The sequence below is a fragment of the Streptomyces sp. NPDC086989 genome, from assembly GCF_044745505.1.
Taxonomy (GTDB): Bacteria; Actinomycetota; Actinomycetes; order Streptomycetales; family Streptomycetaceae; genus Streptomyces.
On sequence record NZ_JBIVAL010000009.1, the window covers coordinates 294244 to 312179 of the forward strand.

14 protein-coding genes are annotated in these 17936 nt (G+C 72.2%); 9 read left to right on the forward strand and 5 right to left on the reverse strand.

What is annotated here, in order from left to right; translation table 11 throughout:
* Positions 1-25: 25 nt before the first annotated feature.
* Genes ACIPK4_RS23755 through ACIPK4_RS23770 form a run of 4 tightly spaced genes read left to right on the forward strand, consistent with a single transcriptional unit; the run spans position 26 to position 5405 of the window.
* The gene (locus tag ACIPK4_RS23755) at positions 26-853 is read left to right on the forward strand and encodes an FAD binding domain-containing protein (protein ID WP_402315671.1); all 828 of its coding nucleotides are present in this window, start codon (positions 26-28) and stop codon (positions 851-853) included.
* Complete coding sequence (locus ACIPK4_RS23760; RefSeq protein ID WP_402315673.1) at positions 850-3567, forward strand: molybdopterin-dependent oxidoreductase; 2718 nt, start codon at positions 850-852, stop codon at positions 3565-3567. The genes ACIPK4_RS23755 and ACIPK4_RS23760 overlap by 4 nt, the downstream gene beginning before the upstream one ends.
* A gap of 4 nt (positions 3568-3571) precedes the next feature.
* Complete coding sequence (locus tag ACIPK4_RS23765) at positions 3572-4543, forward strand: antibiotic biosynthesis monooxygenase (protein WP_402315675.1); 972 nt, start codon at positions 3572-3574, stop codon at positions 4541-4543.
* Positions 4544-4598: 55 nt separating this feature from the next.
* The gene (locus ACIPK4_RS23770; protein WP_402315677.1) at positions 4599-5405 is read left to right on the forward strand and encodes a class I SAM-dependent methyltransferase; all 807 of its coding nucleotides are present in this window, start codon (positions 4599-4601) and stop codon (positions 5403-5405) included.
* 14 nt (positions 5406-5419) lie between these two features.
* On the opposite strand, the gene ACIPK4_RS23775 is transcribed toward ACIPK4_RS23770, so the two are convergent.
* The gene (locus tag ACIPK4_RS23775; RefSeq protein WP_402315679.1) at positions 5420-5590 is read right to left on the reverse strand and encodes a hypothetical protein; all 171 of its coding nucleotides are present in this window, start codon (positions 5588-5590) and stop codon (positions 5420-5422) included.
* 143 nt (positions 5591-5733) lie between these two features.
* Positions 5734-6525 (reverse strand): peptidoglycan recognition family protein, encoded by a 792-nt coding sequence (locus ACIPK4_RS23780; protein WP_402315680.1) that lies wholly within the window; start codon positions 6523-6525, stop codon positions 5734-5736.
* A 290-nt stretch (positions 6526-6815) separates the two neighbouring features.
* Here ACIPK4_RS23780 and ACIPK4_RS23785 point away from each other — a divergent pair, with 290 nt between their 5' ends.
* Entirely contained in the window at positions 6816-7031 is a 216-nt protein-coding gene (locus ACIPK4_RS23785) for a hypothetical protein (protein ID WP_402315682.1), read from the forward strand.
* A gap of 61 nt (positions 7032-7092) precedes the next feature.
* Here ACIPK4_RS23785 and ACIPK4_RS23790 read toward each other — a convergent pair whose 3' ends face one another.
* From ACIPK4_RS23790 to ACIPK4_RS23800, 3 genes are all read right to left on the reverse strand, one after another.
* Positions 7093-7983 carry a geranyl diphosphate 2-C-methyltransferase gene (locus ACIPK4_RS23790; RefSeq protein ID WP_054224280.1) on the reverse strand — a complete coding sequence of 297 codons (891 nt, stop codon included), beginning with the start codon at positions 7981-7983 and terminating at the stop codon, positions 7093-7095.
* A 15-nt stretch (positions 7984-7998) separates the two neighbouring features.
* Entirely contained in the window at positions 7999-9372 is a 1374-nt protein-coding gene (locus ACIPK4_RS23795) for a family 2 encapsulin nanocompartment cargo protein terpene cyclase (protein WP_402315684.1), read from the reverse strand.
* Positions 9373-9496: 124 nt separating this feature from the next.
* On the reverse strand, positions 9497-10909 hold the full coding sequence (locus ACIPK4_RS23800; protein ID WP_402315686.1) for a family 2B encapsulin nanocompartment shell protein: 1413 nt from the start codon (positions 10907-10909) through the stop codon (positions 9497-9499).
* Positions 10910-11294: 385 nt separating this feature from the next.
* Here ACIPK4_RS23800 and ACIPK4_RS23805 point away from each other — a divergent pair, with 385 nt between their 5' ends.
* From ACIPK4_RS23805 to ACIPK4_RS23820, 4 genes are all read left to right on the forward strand, one after another.
* Positions 11295-12224: a cyclase family protein gene (locus ACIPK4_RS23805; RefSeq protein WP_402315688.1), complete on the forward strand. Its 930-nt coding sequence runs from the start codon at positions 11295-11297 to the stop codon at positions 12222-12224.
* Between the two features lie 114 nt (positions 12225-12338).
* Positions 12339-15083 carry a SpoIIE family protein phosphatase gene (locus tag ACIPK4_RS23810; RefSeq protein WP_402315690.1) on the forward strand — a complete coding sequence of 915 codons (2745 nt, stop codon included), beginning with the start codon at positions 12339-12341 and terminating at the stop codon, positions 15081-15083.
* A gap of 164 nt (positions 15084-15247) precedes the next feature.
* Entirely contained in the window at positions 15248-16825 is a 1578-nt protein-coding gene (locus ACIPK4_RS23815) for a sugar ABC transporter ATP-binding protein (protein ID WP_402315692.1), read from the forward strand.
* 50 nt (positions 16826-16875) lie between these two features.
* The gene (locus ACIPK4_RS23820) at positions 16876-17913 is read left to right on the forward strand and encodes an ABC transporter permease (RefSeq protein WP_402315694.1); all 1038 of its coding nucleotides are present in this window, start codon (positions 16876-16878) and stop codon (positions 17911-17913) included.
* The last annotated feature ends 23 nt before the right edge of the window (positions 17914-17936 follow it).

A 17936-nucleotide genomic window follows, 5' to 3' on the forward strand; every position in this document is an offset into this window, starting at 1 on the left:
CAGGGACTCAGGGAGACCGGTTCCCATGGACCTCAACACCATCACCCAAGTCATCCGCCGGCCGCCCGACCGTCCGGGCGAGGACTGGCGGGAAGGCGACGCCTGGCTGGCGGGCGGGACGTGGCTGTTCTCGGCGGACCAGCCGGAGCTGCGCCGCCTCATCGACCTGACGGCATTGCGCTGGGATCCCCTCGTGCCGGGCGACGAGGGACTCGAAATCGGCGCGACCTGCACCATCCGCGAGCTGTACGCGTTCGCGTCACCGCCGGACTGGACCGCGAGCGGTCTTTTCGCCACGAGTTGCGAGGCGTTCCTGTCCTCCTTCAAGGTCTGGAACGCGGCGACCGTCGGGGGCAACATCTGCATGTCCCTCCCCGCCGGCCCCATGATCACGCTGACGGCCGCCCTGGAGGCGACGTACGAACTGTGGGCTCCCGACGGATCCACGCGGATCGTCGACGCCCTCGAATTCGTGACCGGCGATCACGCGAACGTCCTCGCGCCCGGCGAAATCCTGCGCCGCGTCGACATCCCGGCGCACGCCCTGCGCAAGCGCACCGCCCACCGCCGCTTCACGCTGACCCGCCTCGGCCGTTCGACCGTGTTCCTCATCGGAACGCAGACGCCGGGGGCGAACGACCTGCTGCTCACCGTCACCGCCGGCACCACACGTCCCGTGCGCATGGCGTTCGACTCCATGCCCGATGCCGCAACGCTCCAGCAGAGCATCGACGTCATCCCCGCCGACGTCTGGTTCGCGGATCCCAACGGAACCCCCGACCACCGTCACCACCTGACACGGCACTTCGCCGAAGAGATCCGCAGGGAACTCATGGACGGGGGCCCGGCATGAGCTACTCGGTCAACGGCAACCGCTTCGACGAGGAACCGGCCCCCGGACAGTGCCTGCGCACCTTCCTCCGCTCGCTCGGCCACTACGGCGTCAAGAAGGGGTGCGACGCGGGCGACTGCGGCGCCTGCACCGTGTGGCTGGACGGCAGCCCGGTGCACAGCTGCATCACCCCGGCCTTCCGCGCGGAGGGGCACGAGGTGACCACCATCGAGGGGCTCGGATCGCCCGGCCGTCTGCATCCGATGCAGCGCCAGTTCCGCGACGCCCCGGGGTTCCAGTGCGGATTCTGCACCGCCGGCATGATCATGACCGCGGCCACCTTCACCGAGGCCCAGAAGGCGGACCTGCCACGGGCGCTGAAGGGCAACCTCTGCCGCTGCACCGGCTACCGGGGCATCGAGGACGCCGTGAAGGGGGTCGTCGGCGTGGAGACGGCCGCGCCGGGCAAGGCCGTGGGGACGAGCGTCGGCGCGCCGGCGGCGAACGAGGTGGTGACCGGTCGCACCGAGTTCACGATGGACACCCACGTCGAGGGCATGCTGCACCTCAAGGTGCTGCACTCGCCGCACGCGCACGCGCGGATCGTCTCGATCGACAAGAGCGCCGCACTCGCGGTTCCCGGTGTGCATCGCGTCTACACCTGGGAAGACGTACCCCACAGGCGTTTCACCACGGCGATCCACACCGACCACCTCGTCGATCCGGACGACACCCTCATCCTCGACAGAACGGTCCGGTTCGTCGGCCAGCGCGTCGTCGCGGTCCTGGCGGACACGCCCGGGGCGGCAGAGGAGGGCTGCCGCAAGGTCGCCGTCGAGTACGAGGTACTGCCGGCGGTCTTCGACCCCGAAGAGGCGATGGCCGACGGAGCGCCACAGATCCACGGTGCGGCGGATCCGTTCGTCCGCGACCCCGTCCGCAACATCCTGCTCGAAATCCACTCGCACATCGGTGATGTCGAGGCCGGGTTCGCCGGGGCCGATGTGATCCACGAGGGCACGTACTCCTCGCCGCGCGTACAGCACGCGCACCTCGAAACCCACGGCTCGATCGCCTGGATGGAGGACGGCCGCCTGAACGTCCGCACCAGCTCCCAGTCGCCCTCGATCGCGAAGGTCAAACTCACGTACCTGTTCGCGCTGCGTCCGGACCAGGTCCGTGTCTTCTGCAAACGCGTCGGCGGCGGCTTCGGCGGCAAACAGGAGGTGATCTCCGAGGACCTGGCGGCGCTGGCCACCCTGGACACCGGGCGGCCCGTCTGCTTCGAGTACACGCGCGAGGAGGAGTTCACGACGGCTTCACCGCGGCACCCGATGACCCTGACGGTCAGGCTCGGCGCGAAGGCGGACGGAACACTCACGGCGGTCCAGGTCCGCAACGTGTCGAACACGGGCGCCTACGGCAACCACGGCGGCGAAACCCTCTTCGCGGGCAGTGCGGCCGTCATGCTCTACCGCTGCCCCAACAAGAAGTACGACGCGTACTCCGTGTACACCAACACCGTCCCGAGCGGGGCACTGCGCGGCTACGGGATGACACAGCCCGCGTTCGCCGTGGAGTCGGCGATGCACGAACTGGCGATCGCCCTGCACTTGGACCCGCTCGAACTGCGGCGCCGCAACATCGTACGGCCGGGCGATCCGCTCGTCGCCATGCACGACGGCCCCGACGACGTGGTCTTCACCGAGGACGGACTCTCGAAGTGCATCGACCTGGTGGACAGGGCCCTGGCCCGGACGGCCGATGAGCCCTCCCCCGGACCCGGTTGGCTCGTCGGGACCGGCTCCGCGAGTTCCCTGCACGAGACCGCGCCCCCGACCGAGCACATCTCGGAGGCCTGGGTCACGCTCGGGGACGACCTCATCTACGAACTGGCCGTCGGCACCGTCGAATTCGGCGAGGGCACGTCGACCGCCCATGTCCAGATCGCCGCCAACCAGCTGGGCACGACACCGTCGCGGATCCGGCTGGTGCAGTCCGACACCGACCGCACCGGATTCGACACCGGCGCCTTCGCCAGCGCGGGCCTCTTCGTGTCGGGCAACGCGGTCCTGAGGGCGGCCAACGCGGTGCGCGACCGCATCCTCGAATTCGCCGCCGCCCACACCGGCGTCCACCTCGTCATGTGCGCGATGGCGGACGACGCAGTCGTCTGCGGCGACCGGCGCGTGTCCCTGGCGGAGCTCGTCGCGCTGGCCCGGGCCCGCGGCATCCGGTTCACAGCCGCCCGCAAGGCATACGGCTCGCCCCGCAGCGTCGTCTCCAATACGCAGGGCTTCCGGGTCGCCGTCCACCGGGTGACGGGCGAGATCCGCGTCCTGTACAGCGTCCAGGCGACCGACGCCGGCGTGCTCATCAACCCGGCCCAGGTCCGCGGCCAGGTGGAGGGCGGCGTCGCCCAGGGCATCGGGTTCACGCTGACGGAGAACTACCACGTCGACGCGAACGGCGCGATGGTCAACCCGAACTTCCGCAACTACCGCATCCCCGCGTACGCGGACGTCCCCCGCACCGAAGTGCTCCTGGTGGAATCGGGGGACTCGGTCGGGCCCATGCGGTCGAAGGGGATGGCGGAATGCTGCATCAACCCCGTCGCCCCCGCGCTGGCGAACGCGCTGCACGACGCCACGGGCGTGCGGTACCGCGCTCTGCCCCTGACCCCCGAACGCATCTACAGCCGGCTGGGTGAAAGCCAGTCGGTGCAGACGGCCTGAGAACATGAACGCCACACAGCACGAAGACGCCACGGCGACCGCGATCATCGGCCAGAAGGTCCTCCCCGGTCTGGACAGGGAGTACGAGGCCTGGCAGGAGGAGGTCAACGCCGCTGCCGCCGGCTACCCCGGCGCCCTCGGTTCCGAGATCTCCCCGCCGACCCCGCTGCAACCCGACTGGGTCACGGTGTACCGCTTCGACTCCATAGCCCATCTGCAATCGTGGATCAACAGCGCCACCAGGCAGCGGCTCCTGGACGCCGGCAGCAGGTTCTTCGACGGTCCCGCGACCCAGCAGGTGGTCAGCGGGGGGACCAAGCCCGAGGATCCGCTGGTCACGGTGGTGGTCACGCACCACGTCCACCCGGACGCCACCGAGGACTTCCTCGCATGGCAGCGCCACATGAGGGACGCGGAGAGCAAGTTCGAGGGATTCCGCGGAACCGAGGTCTTCCGGCCCATCGAAGGCCTTCAGGAGGAATGGACCACGCTGTACCGGTTCGACAACGCCGAGCACCTCGACGCCTGGCTGACGTCGACCAAACGGCAGGAAGTCCTCTCCGAGGGCAGGAAGTTCAGCGACTTCAGGATGCGCACCATCGACAACTCCTTCGGCAGCTGGTTCGCCTTCGACGAGAACGGCAGGCAAGCGCCGCCGCCCTCGGTCACCAAGACGGCCATCGCGGTCTGGGTGGGCCTCTACCCGACCGTCGTCCTGCTGGCCCTCGCCACATCTCCCATGAAGCTGCCGATCTGGTCGGGGCTGCTCCTGGGAAACCTCCTGTCGAGCCTGGTCATGAGCTTCTTCACGATGCCGTTCTACGTGAACCCGCTGCTCAAGCGGTGGCTGCGCCCCGATCCCGACCAGTCGGCGCGCAAGACCAACCTCATCGGCCTCGGGATCGTCGCCGCGGCCATTCTGTTCTGGGTCCTCGTCTTCTACCTCGTGACGCGCGTCATCTGGACCCTGCCCTGACCCGACGCGGCCGTGGCGCCCAGGCGGCCGACGGCACCGAGGAGGTGACCGACGGATGACCACACCCGGGCACGGCCGCTACGGCGAGGCGGTCTTCCGCCCCGAGCAGGCCGGCGAGGACGACCGCATCGACCTCGGGGCACTCGCGTACGACGACATGACGATGGACCGGCTGCGGGCCCTGGGAGCGGGGCCGGGCTGGAACTGCCTCGACGTCGGGGCCGGTACCGGAACCATCGCCCGCCGGCTGCTCGAGGAGGCCGGGGTGGCGAGCGTGCTCGCGGTCGACCGCGACACGCGCTTCCTCCAGGCCCGCCCGCTGCCGGGACTCGCCGTCCTGGAAGCGGACGTCAGCGCGCCGGGTTTCGACCCCGGCCGCCGGTTCCAGCTGGTCCACGCCCGGTTCGTCCTGATGCACCTGCGCGCGTGGCGCAGCCTGATCAGCGGGCTCGGCGGCCTTCTCGCGCAGGACGGGGTGCTGGTGCTGAGCGACGCCATCGACCTGACCACCGGTACGGCGGCACCCAGCCCGTACACCCGGGTGATGCAGGCCATGTGGCAGGGGCTGCGGGACACCATCGGCACGGACATCTCGTGGGTGGCGGACTACCCGCGCCACCTTCGGGAGGCGGGGCTCGGGTCCGTGGCCGCCGAGGTGCGGGTGCCTCCCCTGCTCCCGGGCAGCCCCATCAGCCTCTTCTGGGCCGGGACCTGGGACCGGGCCAGGGAGTCGATCGTGGCCACCGGACTGGTGGACGACGCGACGGTCGACGAGGCGATCGGCTACCTCGGCTCCCCGGACTGCGCCGCACTGTCACCGGGGATGATCACCGCCTGGGGGCGCAGACCCGCGCCGGGGTGAACCGGTCGCGGCGGTCAGCCGCGGGAATGCCCCCAGCCCACGGGGTTCCCGCCGCCGCGGTGCGGTCCCCGGCGCCGCCTGTCGCTGCGGCACCAGATGCGGTAGGCGCTGAAACACGAGGCCACGGCGACCGAGGCGGCGCACCAGAGTCCGACGAAGACGAGGATCATCGCGAGCAGGGACATGCGGCCTCACTCCTGTCCTGACGCACCGTCGGAGCCCGTGGCCCGGACCGCTTCCCGGGGCCCGCTCGGCATTGCAGTACGTGTACCCCCGCCGCGCCCGCTTCAGCCCACCGACGCGCCCCCGGATGGCGCCGGGCGCACGACTACGGGAGGAGGCCGGCCGGGAGGTATTCCGGGAGGGGGTTCAGGGAGTGGGTCGTGGCCTTGTCGATCAGGTCCTGGACCGGGTCCTGGACCGGTTGGGTCAGGGGGCTGCCCAGTCGGGTGGCGACGTTCTCGCGCAGCGTCGGGAGCAGGGCGTAGAGGCGGTCGCCGGGGCAGGACGTGGAGTTGAAGTCCCGGTGGCCGTAGATCTCCGAGGCCGGCAGGCCGTACTGGCGGCAGATGTGGGCGCACAGGTCCGCCAGCGCGGCGAACTGCGCCGCCGGCGGCTCCTCGGTCATGTAGGTGCCCTCGTTCTCGATGCCGATCGACACGGTGTTCTGCCCGACGCAGTGCGCCGCGCGCACCTGGCGCGTGCCGGTGCGGAGCTCCGCGAGGCTGTTGTGCCGGCCCTCCAGGAGGAAGGCGCCGCGGCTGACCGTGAAGTGCTGCCCGGTGTCGATCCAGCCCTGGGCGTCCATGTGGTACGTCTGGATCGCCCTGGCCAGGGCGTACGCGCGCTGCTGGGAGTAGTCGGTGACGTTCAGCGTCGCGGTGTGGTGGACGATGATCCGCTCCGGGCGGTTCGCCAGGATCACCACGTCTTCGGAGGCGGGTCGCGCGCCCCAGGTGGCGCAGCTCGCGATCTCCGGTCCGGCCACGGCGTGCGCGCGGCCCGCCGGAAGGAGGGGGAGCGCGGCACCGGCGGCCACGGCGAGCGCGCCCGTGACGACCGACCGGCGGCTGAAGTGTGCTGTGTGCGCCGGGTCCTGCTGTTGCACGGGGGAGGTCATACCGTGCCCTTTCCGTCGGAGGCTGCCCATTGAAGGGGCCCTCGCCCGCCGGAGCGGCCGGGACACACCGGCGGCCTGCACATTCGCCGGTCCCGGATCCGCGCCCGGCCTCCGCGGCGGCACCACGGGGTGAGCGGGGGCGGCCATCCGGGTGCGGCGCGGGCCGCGTCCGGCGCTCCGGCAGGGCCGTCTCTCCCATCCTTGGCGGGGGAGGCCGGTCCACCGGTCCCCGGTCCGCCGACGCCCCCTCGCACCCGCCCCGCCCCGCCCCGCCGCACAAGGAGTACGGAATGTCCTTCGACGCCGTCGAACGCTTTCTCGCCGCCCTCGACCCGACGCACCGCGAGACCGTCGAGGGCAGGCCGCGCGCGGAGCAGGAGCGGCTCGCCGCGGCCTGGGAGGAGGAACTGGAGCGGGACACCGACATCGACACACTGGACGAGCTGTCACCCCCCGCCGCCGAGAGCGAGGCGGCGCGGCGGGTGATGGAGCGTCGGTCCGAGTAGCCGGGCCCGTGGGCCGGGTCGCGGGCCCCGCCGCCCTCCCGGGGTGTCCTCCGGCTCCTGCTCAGACGCGGTCGGCCGCGATCAGCACGTACTGGAACGAGCCGTCCTTGTAGGAGTTGATGAACGCCTCCTCGATTCCGGTGACCAGGGAGGACGTGGCCCGAAGCTCCCAGTACGGCAGGGTCGCGGGGGTCAGGTCGATGACGGCCTGCGGGACGAGCCGGTTGTCGGCCATGGCCCGCATGTACTCCCGGCGGGAGTGGATGTTGCACTCGAAGTGGGCGTTGATCTGGGAGACCCACTTCGAGGGCTGGCCGTAACGGGGGTTCCAGCAACCGGTGATGGTCACGTAACGGCCGCCGACGGCGAGCACGCGGGAGTGCTCGGCCATCAGGTCGTGCAGGTCGACGTACATGCTCGACTCGTTGTTCCAGGAGCCCGCGGCCTGCCCCGTCTCGAACGGCATGTCGAGCATGTTGCAGACGCGGGCGCGGACCGAGTCCTCGATGCCGAGTTCACGAGCGCGCTGGTTGGCGAACTCGGCCTGCTTGGCCGACAGGGTGACGCCCTCGACCCTGCATCCGAACCGCTGGTGGGCCATGACCGACGAGCCGCCGCGGCCGCAGCCGGCGTCGACCAGCATGTCGCCGCGGCCGATGGTGCCCAGGTGGTCCAGGAGGACATCGGCCTGTGCCGACTCCAGCCGGTGGAGCTCGGCGATCAGCTTCTTCTCGTATGCGCTGTCGTCGGGGTCCCCGAGGGCAGCATGGTCGACGTCACCGATGCCGTAGTGGTGGTGGTAGAGGCCGTCCACGTCGCCGAGACGCAGGTTCACCGGCCGGGCCTCGTGGTCCCAGTACCGGGCGATGTCACCCTGGTAGGGCGTCGCCGGGGCCGGGATGAACGCGGACGCGGCGGAGGCGGGGGCAAAGGTGAGATCGGTGTTGGTCACGTGTAGATCCGTTCGTTACCAGAAGTCGGGAAGGCTGTAGCGGTAGGTATTGGTCTGGTGCCAGTAGTGGTTGCCGTCGACCCACGCGGCCACGCCGCGCAGGAAGCGCAGGACGTTCGGGACGGGGCAGGCGGCGGCCAGGTCGGCGGCCGCGGCCTCGAAGGAGCGCATGAGGTCGTTGTGGACCTCGACCGCCTTCAGGTAGGCCTCGCGGACGGAGCCCCCCTCGCGTTCGGCGAGCACCACGGGGAGGTTCAAGTGCCGGCCGGGGCTGGCGAGTTCCTTGGTGTAGGAGTAAAGGTCGTTGACGATGGTGGTGGCGTTCCCGGCGAGCGCGATCACCCGCTGCATGGCGGGCTGGGCGTGCAGGTCCGCCGGCAGTTCGTAGCCGCCCACGGTGTCGGTGATGGTGGGGCAGGGGCGGAAGTTGTTGAACTGCCGCATCGCCAGGTACTCCCACACCTCCGGGACGTAGTCCGTCTCGGCCCAGGCCGCCTCGGCGAGGTAGCCCAGGTGGAGCCGGGCCATGTCGTGGCGGAACCGGTCGGCCTGCGAGGGGGTGGCCCCCTGGAGCAGGTACTCCATGGCCGAGCGGTACGCACGCCGCGGGGCGTCCGACTGGAGCGACTGCGCCCACTGCGGCGCGTAGTCCGTGGTGGTGTGGAGCGGGTCCAGAGCGGTGTGCGCCAGCAGCAGGCGCCCGCCGAGGCCGACGGGCGAGCCTCCGTGGTCCTCGCAGTAGCAGTCGTCGACCACGTTCTCGGCGACCATCAGGCGCGCGGCGATCATGAGATGGTCGACGGAGGGGGCGTCCGGGTGGCAGGCGACCATGTAGCGGCCGATGGAGAAGCCGTCGAACTGGTCCTCCCACTCCGGCGGGTAGAGCTCGACCTCGTCCACCGCCCATGTCTTGATCCTGCTGCCGATCTCTTCCACCCGTACGGGGTCCGGTTCCGGTACGGGGTGGTGGTAGAGGCCGGGGATCGGCCGGCCGGCCGCCGAGGGCTCCGGCGGCGCGGGCGGCTCCCCGCGCCGGGCCGGGTGCAGTGCCACCGTGCCCAGACCGCTGGGGCCGCGCAGGATCCGCTCCAGCGCGGGGTTCACCGCCCGTTCGGGCACCGCCGGGACCTCCACGGCTACGGGGGCCGCGGCCGCGGCGGCCCCGCCCGGGGCGGCGACCGCCGGCTCCGCCGGGAGGACCGCAGGCCCCGAAGGGAGGACCGGCGGCCCGACGGGGAGGACCGGCGGCCCTGCCGGGAGGACCGACGCGCGAGCGGCGGGGACGGGCGGGGCGACGGCCTCGACGCCGCGGCCGTGACCGTGGGCCCCGAAACGGGCCGCGGCGGCGGGCAGGCCCGACTGCAGAGGGGAAGGCCCGGGGTCGGGCATCCGTGACTCCTAGGTGAGGTGGTTGGCTGTCCCGGATCCCGGGCAGGACCGGCCGGCCCGGGACGCGGGGTCCCGGGCTTCACGGCCGTCGGGCAGGTCCTCCGGGAGGACGCGGGGAGGGCCCTCAGTCGTGCCTGCGGGCGATCTGGACGTTCTCCAGCACGCCGAGGGCGTCGGGCACCAGGATGGCGGCGGAGTAGTACGTGGAGACCAGGTAGGAGATGATCGACCGCTCGTCGATGCCCATGAACCGCACCGACAGGCCCGGCTCGTACTCCTCCGGCAGACCGGTCTGGCGCAGGCCGATGACGCCCTGGTTGTCCTCGCCGGTACGCATCACGAGGATCGAGCTCGTGTTCTCCTTGCTGATGGGGATCTTGTTGCACGGCAGGATCGGCACGCCGCGCCAGGCCGGGACCTGCTGTCCGCCGAGGTCGACGTGGTCCGGGTACAGACCGCGGGCGTTGAACTCGCGCCCGATCGCCGCGATCGTCTTGGGGTGGGCGAGGAAGAGTTTGGAGCCGCGGCGGCGGCACAGCAGCTCGTCGAGGTCGTCCGGGGTGGGCGGGCCGGAGTGGGTCTGGATCCGCTGCTTGAAGGCGGCGTTGTGGAGCAGACCGAACTCACGGTTGTTGATCAGCTCGTGCTCCTGGCGCTCGCGCAGCGCCTCGATGGTGAGCCTGAGCTGCTCCTCGGTCTGGTTCATCGGCTCGTTGTAGAGGTCGGCGACCCTGGTGTGCACCCGCAGCACGGTCTGCGCGATGGAGAGTTCGTACTCGCGCGGGTTGAGCTCGTAGTCGACGAAGGTGCCGGGCAGCTCCGGCTCACCGGTGTGGCCGGCCGACATCGCGATCTCGGCCTCGCCGTGCTTGTTCTGCCGCTGGTGCGGCAGCGAGCCGAACTGCTGGATGTGGGCCTGCAGTTGCGGCGCCGAGGACAGCACGGAGGCGAAATCGGAGCGGGAGAGGGTGAGCAGGGTGCCGGCGGTGGCCGCGGTGGCGGTGAAGTCCCAGCCTCCGGCCCCGTCGAGCAGGGCGTGCTCGCCGAACCGGTCACCGTCCGCGAGCACGGCTACGGCGACCTCGTCACCGTACTTGCCGACGGAGGTCTGGTTGACCCGGCCGTGCGCGATCATGTGGATCTCGTCCGCGGGGGTGCCGCGTTCGACCAGCACCTCACCGGCACGGAAGTCGCGCTGGACGCACCGGCCGGCGAGCGCGGTCAGCACCTCCACGTCGTCGAAGCCGCGGAGCATGGCCAGTTCGCCGAGCTCGCGCGGGATCACCCGGACGTGGGCCCCGTCCTGGACGAACTCGATGCGGCCGTCGCCGACGGTGTACGTGAGCCGGCGGTTCACCCGGTAGGTGCCGCCCTTGGTCTCCACCCAGGGGAGCATCCTGAGCAGCCAGCGGGAGGTGATCTCCTGCATCTGCGGGGCGGACTTGGTGGTGGTGGCGAGGTTGCGGGCAGCCGCCGTACCCAGGCTGGTCTGCCGGGGCGCCTCGAGCTGCGCCTCCAGGCTGGTGTCCACGGTCATCGGACGGGAGCTCCTTCGTAAGGGTGGTGAGCGGAGCCTGCGGGGCGCACGTCACCGGCGAAAGAAGAAAGAAAGGGGGCGGATATCCGGGCAATCCATCCAGATCCGGGAGCACACTAACCGTCCGTGCACGCCGTGAGCCCCTTCAGCCCTCGCCATTACCTCGATACGGCGATCTTGTCGCGCGGGATGTTTAAGGGGCGATACATCAACTTTCGGCCTCGATCGAACGCCCGTACTCGGTACTGAAGTTGACCCAGAATCAGACATTCGGCCCCGCCGCGGTCACCCCGGCGCCGGTCCCCGCTCGGGCATGCTCGTTCTCCGGCCAGCCTCCCGCCCGCCCGGGCGGGAGATCCCCGTGAGCTTGGAGCGGTGAGTCCCGATGTGCAGCAGTCCCGCGGACGCGGTCTCCCGCCAGGAGTTCGACGCGATCTTCGCGGCGGTCCGGACCTGGGGCCGCTGGGCCCCGGCCGACCGCGGCGCCTGGAACCGGGTCACCCCGGAGCACGTACGGCGGGCCGCGGGCCTGGTCCGCTCCGGGACCGCGGTACCGCTGGGGCTGCCCTGGGACACCCGGCCCGGCCCGGACAACCCGAGGCCGGCCCTGCACCACATGACCGACCTCGGCGACGCGGAGGCCCCGGAGCCCGCCACCTACAAGGACTTCCTCGCGGTCGACTACCACGGCAAGGCCGTGAGCCACCTGGACGCGCTGTCACACGTCGCCTACGAGGGGCGACTCTACGACGGCCGTGAGGCGCGGGAGGCCGTCGGCTCCACGGGCGCGGGGTTCGGCTCCGTGGCGGCGCTCGGCCCGCTCGTCACCAAAGGGGTGCTCCTCGACCTGCCGGCCGTCCTCGGGGTGGACTGGCTGGAGCCCGGGCATCCGGTCCGCGCACGGGACGTCGTCGCCGCGGAGCGCGCACTGGGCGTGACGATCGACGAGGGCTGCGCGGTGCTGCTGCGCTCCGGACGGTTCCGCCGCAGCCGCGAGCTCGGCGCATGGGACTCCGGCGCCGCGAGCGCGGGCTTCCACGTGGACGCGGTGCCGCTGCTGGCCGAGCGCGCCATCGCCCTGCTCGGCGGCGACGGGGACAGCGATCTGCGCCCCTCGCCGGTCGAAGGCGTCCACTCCCCCGTCCACGCCCTCGCCGTGGCCGCCATGGGGGTGCCGCTGCTGGACAATCTGGACCTCGAAGCGCTGTCGGGGGCCTGCGCCGGGGCGGAGCACTACGAGTTCATGATCGTCGTGGCGCCGCTGAACGTACCCGGCGGGACGGGCTCCCCGGTCGGTCCGGTGGCGGTCCTCTGATCGGGCGATTCGGATCAATGGGTAGGAATATACTCAAAAAGCACTTGCTCGGTGAGGCCGCTCCGAGGCGGCCGGGGCACGGCGCCGAGGGCTCGGCAAGGGGAAGTGATGCACATGGGGGTCACGGGAGAGCAGATCGGTCCCGCACGCTCCCGTGAGCGGTTCCTGGTGGGCGAGGCGATCGCCGACGGGGTGCGCAGCCCGATCCTGAACTCCTGGCGGCGCTGCCGGACCCTGGGCCTGTCGCCGGACCAGACCGATCTCCCCTACCGGGACGACTTCGATCCCGACAGCCGGCTCGTCCACGCCGCCGGGCCCGTGCTGGACCAGCTGGCCTCCCGGTTCAACGGCAGCCGGATGAACGTCTGCCTCGCCGACGGGAACGGAACGGTGCTCCAGCGCCGCTTCGGGGAACCCGGTCTCGCCCGCAGCCTGCCCCCCATCCAGGCCGTCCCCGGCTTCGTCTTCGCCGAACGCTTCGCGGGCACCAACGGCATCGGCCTCGCGCTCGCCGAGCGGCGGCTCGTCAGGGTCTACGGGGCCGAGCACTTCGCCGAGCGGTCCCAGTCGAACGCCTGTTCCGCCACCCCGATCCGCGATCAGCTGAGCGGGCACATCGTGGGCGTCCTCTGCCTCGGCTACCCGCACGGTTACGAGGACCCGGCCCTGGCCGTCCTGGTCCGCCGGGCGGCGCAGGGCATCGAGCGGCGCCTGATGGAGCAGCGCTCGGCGCGGGAGCGCGCCCTGCTGCGCACCTATCTGGAGGCCGGCCACCTGGCCCGCAACGGGGCGATCGCCGCGGACGGGCCGCCGATGGGCCTGGACGGGATCGGCGACAGCGGGCTGGACCGGAGCGACCAGACGATCCTCAAGGAGAAGGCCACCGAGCTCATCTGCTCGCCCCAGCGGGCCGCCGTCGAGGTGACCCTGCCGCACGGGCGGGGAGTCACCCTGCTGAGCACTCCGCTCACGAGCCGCTCCGGGGTGGAGGGCGTCGTCGTCGAGGCCGTGTTCACCGGCGAGCCGCCTCCGGAGCACCACCTCGCCGTCCCCACCCACGCCGTCCCCACCCGCGCCGTCCCCACCCACGCCGGACCGCCGACCGGACCGCCGCCCCCGACGGCCCCCGGGACGGCCCACGGAAGGGGGCTCGTCCTGGTCGGTGAGCCGGAGGTGGGCAAGTACGCCATCGCCGCGCGGCGCCGCCTGGAGCTGCTGGCCGAGGCCAGCACCCGGATCGGCACCACGCTGGACGTGACCCGCACCGCCTGGGAGCTCGCCGAGATGGCCGTTCCGCACCTGGCCGACTACGTGACGATCGACGTGCCGGAGTCGGTGCTGCGCGGCGAGGAGTCCGCCGACCCCCGCAGCGAGCTGCACCGTGCGGTGCTGCACGGCATCCGGGACGACTGCCCCTTCTACCCCGCCGGCGAACGGGTCGAGCTGCGCGCCGCGACCCCCCACATGCGGTGTCTGGACAGCGGGCACGCCGTACTGGAACCCGACCTCAAACAGGCCGTCGGCTGGATCGACCAGGAGCCCGAGCACGCCCGGCGGCTCCTCGCCCACAAGGTGCACTCCCTCGTCTCCGTCCCGCTCCTCGCCCGCGGCGTCCTGCTGGGCATCGCGACCTTCTACCGCTCCGAGGACCCGGCCCCCTACGGGGACGACGACAGCCGGCTGGCCCAGGAACTCGCGGCGCGCGCCGCCCTCTGCATCGACAACGCGCGCCGCTACACCCGTGAGCACAACCTGGCTCTGGCCCTGCAGCAGAGCCTGCTCCCGCACGGCGTGCCCGAGCAGGGTGCCGTCGAGGTCGCCCACCGCTACCTGCCCGCCGCGTCCGGGGTGGGCGGCGACTGGTTCGACGTCATCCCCCTCTCCGGCACCCGCGTCGCCCTCCTCGTCGGTGACGTCGTCGGCCACGGACTGCACGCCGCCGCGACCATGGGCCGGCTGCGGACCGCCGCGCGCAACTTCGCCGAACTGGAACTGGCCCCCGACGAGCTCATGACCCACCTGGACAACCTCCTGGCGCGCCTGGACCGGGAGGAGGGCGGGGACACCGGCCCCGGCAGCACCGGAATCGCCGGCGCCACCTGCCTCTACGCCGTGTACGACCCGATCACCCGGCAGTGCACCATGGCCCGCGCCGGGCATCCGCCGCCCGCGCTGGTCCACCCCGACGGCCGGGTGACCTTCCCCGAGCTGCCCGCCGGACCACCGCTGGGACTGGGCGGGCTGCCCTTCGAGACCGCGGAGATCCGGCTCCCCGAGGGGAGCACGCTGGTGCTGTACACGGACGGGCTCGTCGAGGACCGCCACCGCGACATCGACGTGGCCCTGGACCGGCTGGGCCGCGTCCTGGCCCGGTCGGACCGCAGCCCGGAGGAGACCTGCCGGGCGGTCATGGACGCCATGGCGCCCGAAAACCCCGGGGACGACATCGCGCTGCTCGTCGCCCGCACCCGTACGGTGCCCGCGGACCGGATCGCCTCCTGGGACGTGCCCGCCGACCCCGCCGAGGTCGCCGGCGTCCGCGCCGCCGCCACCCGCCGGCTCGCCGACTGGGGACTGGAGGAGCTCGCGTTCGCCGTCGAGCTGATGCTCAGTGAGCTGGTCACCAACGCGGTGCGCTACGGCACCGAGCCCATCCAGGTACGCCTCGTCCACGACCGCACCCTGATCTGCGAGGTCTCCGACGGCAGCAGCACCGCCCCGCACCTGCGGCGGGCGGCCAGCACGGAGGAGGGCGGCCGCGGCCTGTTCCTCGTCGCACAGCTCGCCCACGCCTGGGGCACCCGGTACACGGCCCAGGGCAAGGTCATCTGGGCCGAGTGCGCGCTGGCCGCGGCCTGAGCCGCCCGGCGGCCCCGCCCCTCGTCCGTGCCCTCGGCCCGGGCGACTCGACCATCGAGGCACAGAAGGTGACATATCGCTCATATGGGTACGACCACCAGTAGCATCACCGGTGTCCTCGTCCCTTCAGGAAGAACCTCCCCAGGCGGCCCCCGGAGGAGTCCGTGCACGACACTCCCCTCACCTCCACGCGCCCGCCCTCACCCTCCGGCGGGGAGCCCCTCGTCCGGATCCGCGGTCTCGGCAAGCGGTTCGGCGGCACCCTCGCCCTGGACGCGGTCGACCTCGACGTCCACGGCGGCAGCGTCCTCGCCCTCCTCGGGCCCAACGGCTCCGGGAAGTCCACCCTCATCAAGGTGCTCGCCGGGGTCCACCGCGCCGACACGGGCGAGGTGACCGTGGCCGGGCACCCGCTCGGCTCCGAGGCGGCCTCCCGCAGCATGTCCTTCATCCACCAGGACCTCGGCCTGGTCGACTGGATGACCGTCGCCGAGAACATCGCCCTGGGGACCGGCTATCCGCGCCGCGGCGGCCTGATCTCCTGGCGGCGGACCCGGGAGCGGTGCGCCGAGGCGCTGCGGATCGTCGCCGGGCACCTGGACGCCGGCTCCCGTGTCGCCGACCTCGCCCCCGCCGAACGCTCGCTGGTCGCCATCGCCCGCGGCCTGGCGAGGAGCGCGCGGCTCCTCGTCCTCGACGAGCCGACCGCCACCCTGCCCGCCGCGGACTGCGCGCGCCTGTTCGGCGTCCTGCACGACCTGCGGGACCGGGGGCACGGGATCCTCTACGTCAGCCACCGGCTCGACGAGGTGTACGAGGTCGCCGACGCCTTCGCCGTCCTGCGCGACGGCCGGATCGTCAGCGGGGGGCCGCTCGCCGCGTACGACCCGGCCCGTCTGGTGCGCGACATCGTGGGACACGAACCCGCCGGGCCGGCAGGCCTGCAGCCGTCCGCCGCCGCTTCCGCTTCCGCGCGCCCCGCCGGCCGGCCTCCCGTACTGCGCCTCGACCGCGTGACGACCGCCCGCACCGGACCCGTGAGCCTGGAGCTGAGGGGCGGCGAGGTGCTCGGGATGGTGGGCCTGACCGGGGCCGGGCACATGCACCTCGGCCGCGCCCTGGCCGGCGCACTGCCCCTGCTCGGCGGCCAGGCGCTGCTCGACGGACGTCCGTACCGTCCGCGCACCGTCGCCGCCGCCCTCGGCTGCGGCGTCGGTTTCGTGGCCGCGAACCGGCAGGAGGAGGGCTGCGCCGCGGAACTGACCGTCCGGGAGAACTTCCTGGCCAATCCCCGGGCGGCCGGTGTGGCGGCGTGGCACTGGATCGGTCCGCGGCGCGAGCGCGCCGAGGCCACCGCCCTGATCGACCGTTTCTCGGTGGTCCCGCGCGACAGCGAGGTCCCGATCGCCACCCTGTCCGGCGGCAACCAGCAGAAGGTCATGGTCGGCCGGCGGCTGCGGGGGGACCTGCGGCTGCTGGTCCTCGAGGAGCCGACGGCCGGCGTGGACGTGGGCGCGAAGGCCTCGATCCACCGGCTCCTGGACGAAGCGGTGGCCGCCGGCCTGGCGGTCCTGCTCATCTCCACCGATTTCGAGGAGGTCGCCGACGTGTGCCACCGGGCGCTGGTGTTCGGGCGCGGGAGCGTGGTGGCCGAGCTGACGGGCGAAGCGCTGAGCGTCGCCGAACTCACCCGCACCGCAGCGGCCCTGCCCGCGATCACCGCAAGCGCGGACGGCCGGTGAGGCCCTCCTCCGGCGGCAGCCCGGCACGCCGGTCCGTGTCCCGTCGGTCCGTGTCCGGTCGCCTGCACGCGCACTTCCTCGGCAGGTACGGTCTCCTGGCCCTCACCGTCCTGCTCTTCCTGGTCTTCTCCGTCGTCCTGCCCGACACGTTCCCCACGGGGGACAACGTCTCCTCGATCCTCTCCGCCCAGTCCGTGACGGCCGTCCTGGCGCTCGGTGCGACGATCTGCATCGCGGGCGGCAAGTTCGACCTGTCCATCGGCTACGGCCTGGGGCTGGCGCACGTCATGGTGCTGTACCTGATCGTCGACGCGGGCTGGCCCTGGCCCCTCGCCTGCCTCGCGGTGGTGCTCGGAGCGGCACTGGCGGGCGCCGTGAACGGTGCCGTCGTCGAGTTCGCCCGCATCGACGCCTTCATCGCGACGCTGGGCACCGGCAGCATGATGTACGCCGTCACCGGTTGGATCACCGACGGGAGCCGGATCGTGCCGGGCCCCGACGGCCTCCCGGCCGCCTTCACCGACCTCTACGACGCCCGGTTCCTGGGGCTGCCGCTGCCCGCCTTCTACGTCCTCGGCCTCGTGGTCGTGCTGTGGGTGGTCCTGGAGCGGCTGCCGTTCGGCCGGTACCTGTACGTCATCGGCTCCAACCCGCGCGCCGCCGCGATGGTCGGCATCCCCACGCACCGCTACAGCGTCCACGCCTTCGCCGCATCGGGCACCGTCGTCGGCCTGGCCGGCGTGCTGCTCGCCTCGCAGCAGCAGATCGGCAATCCGAGCGTCGGCCTGGACTACCTGCTGCCCGCGTTCGTCGGCGCCCTGCTCGGCTCCACCGCGATCAAGCCGGGGCGCGCCAACGCCGTCGGGACGCTCGTGGCCGTGACCGTGCTCGCCGTCGGGCTCGCCGGGATCGGCCAGCTCGGTGCCCAGTTCTGGGCCACCCCGCTGTTCAACGGCGCCACGCTGCTCATCGCGGTCGGCCTGGCCGGCTACTCGGCCCGACGGCGGCTGCGCCCCGACGCCGTCGCCGCGGGCGGACCGCCCGAGGAGCGGCCGCCCGTGACCGGCGCCGACGACGGCTCCCCATGAACACCTCCCCGCGCACCCCAGCC

Excerpts from the sequence above, each read along its gene's own strand:
- ACIPK4_RS23755 (WP_402315671.1), top strand. The coding sequence starts at position 26 with ATGGACCTCAACACCATCACCCAAGTCATCCGCCGGCCGCCCGACCGT.
- ACIPK4_RS23760 (WP_402315673.1), top strand. The coding sequence starts at position 850 with ATGAGCTACTCGGTCAACGGCAACCGCTTCGACGAGGAACCGGCCCCC.
- ACIPK4_RS23765 (WP_402315675.1), top strand. The coding sequence starts at position 3,572 with ATGAACGCCACACAGCACGAAGACGCCACGGCGACCGCGATCATCGGC.
- ACIPK4_RS23770 (WP_402315677.1), top strand. The coding sequence starts at position 4,599 with ATGACCACACCCGGGCACGGCCGCTACGGCGAGGCGGTCTTCCGCCCC.
- ACIPK4_RS23775 (WP_402315679.1), bottom strand. The coding sequence starts at position 5,590 with ATGTCCCTGCTCGCGATGATCCTCGTCTTCGTCGGACTCTGGTGCGCC.
- ACIPK4_RS23780 (WP_402315680.1), bottom strand. The coding sequence starts at position 6,525 with ATGACCTCCCCCGTGCAACAGCAGGACCCGGCGCACACAGCACACTTC.
- ACIPK4_RS23785 (WP_402315682.1), top strand. The coding sequence starts at position 6,816 with ATGTCCTTCGACGCCGTCGAACGCTTTCTCGCCGCCCTCGACCCGACG.
- ACIPK4_RS23795 (WP_402315684.1), bottom strand. The coding sequence starts at position 9,372 with ATGCCCGACCCCGGGCCTTCCCCTCTGCAGTCGGGCCTGCCCGCCGCC.
- ACIPK4_RS23800 (WP_402315686.1), bottom strand. The coding sequence starts at position 10,909 with ATGACCGTGGACACCAGCCTGGAGGCGCAGCTCGAGGCGCCCCGGCAG.
- ACIPK4_RS23805 (WP_402315688.1), top strand. The coding sequence starts at position 11,295 with ATGTGCAGCAGTCCCGCGGACGCGGTCTCCCGCCAGGAGTTCGACGCG.
- ACIPK4_RS23810 (WP_402315690.1), top strand. The coding sequence starts at position 12,339 with ATGGGGGTCACGGGAGAGCAGATCGGTCCCGCACGCTCCCGTGAGCGG.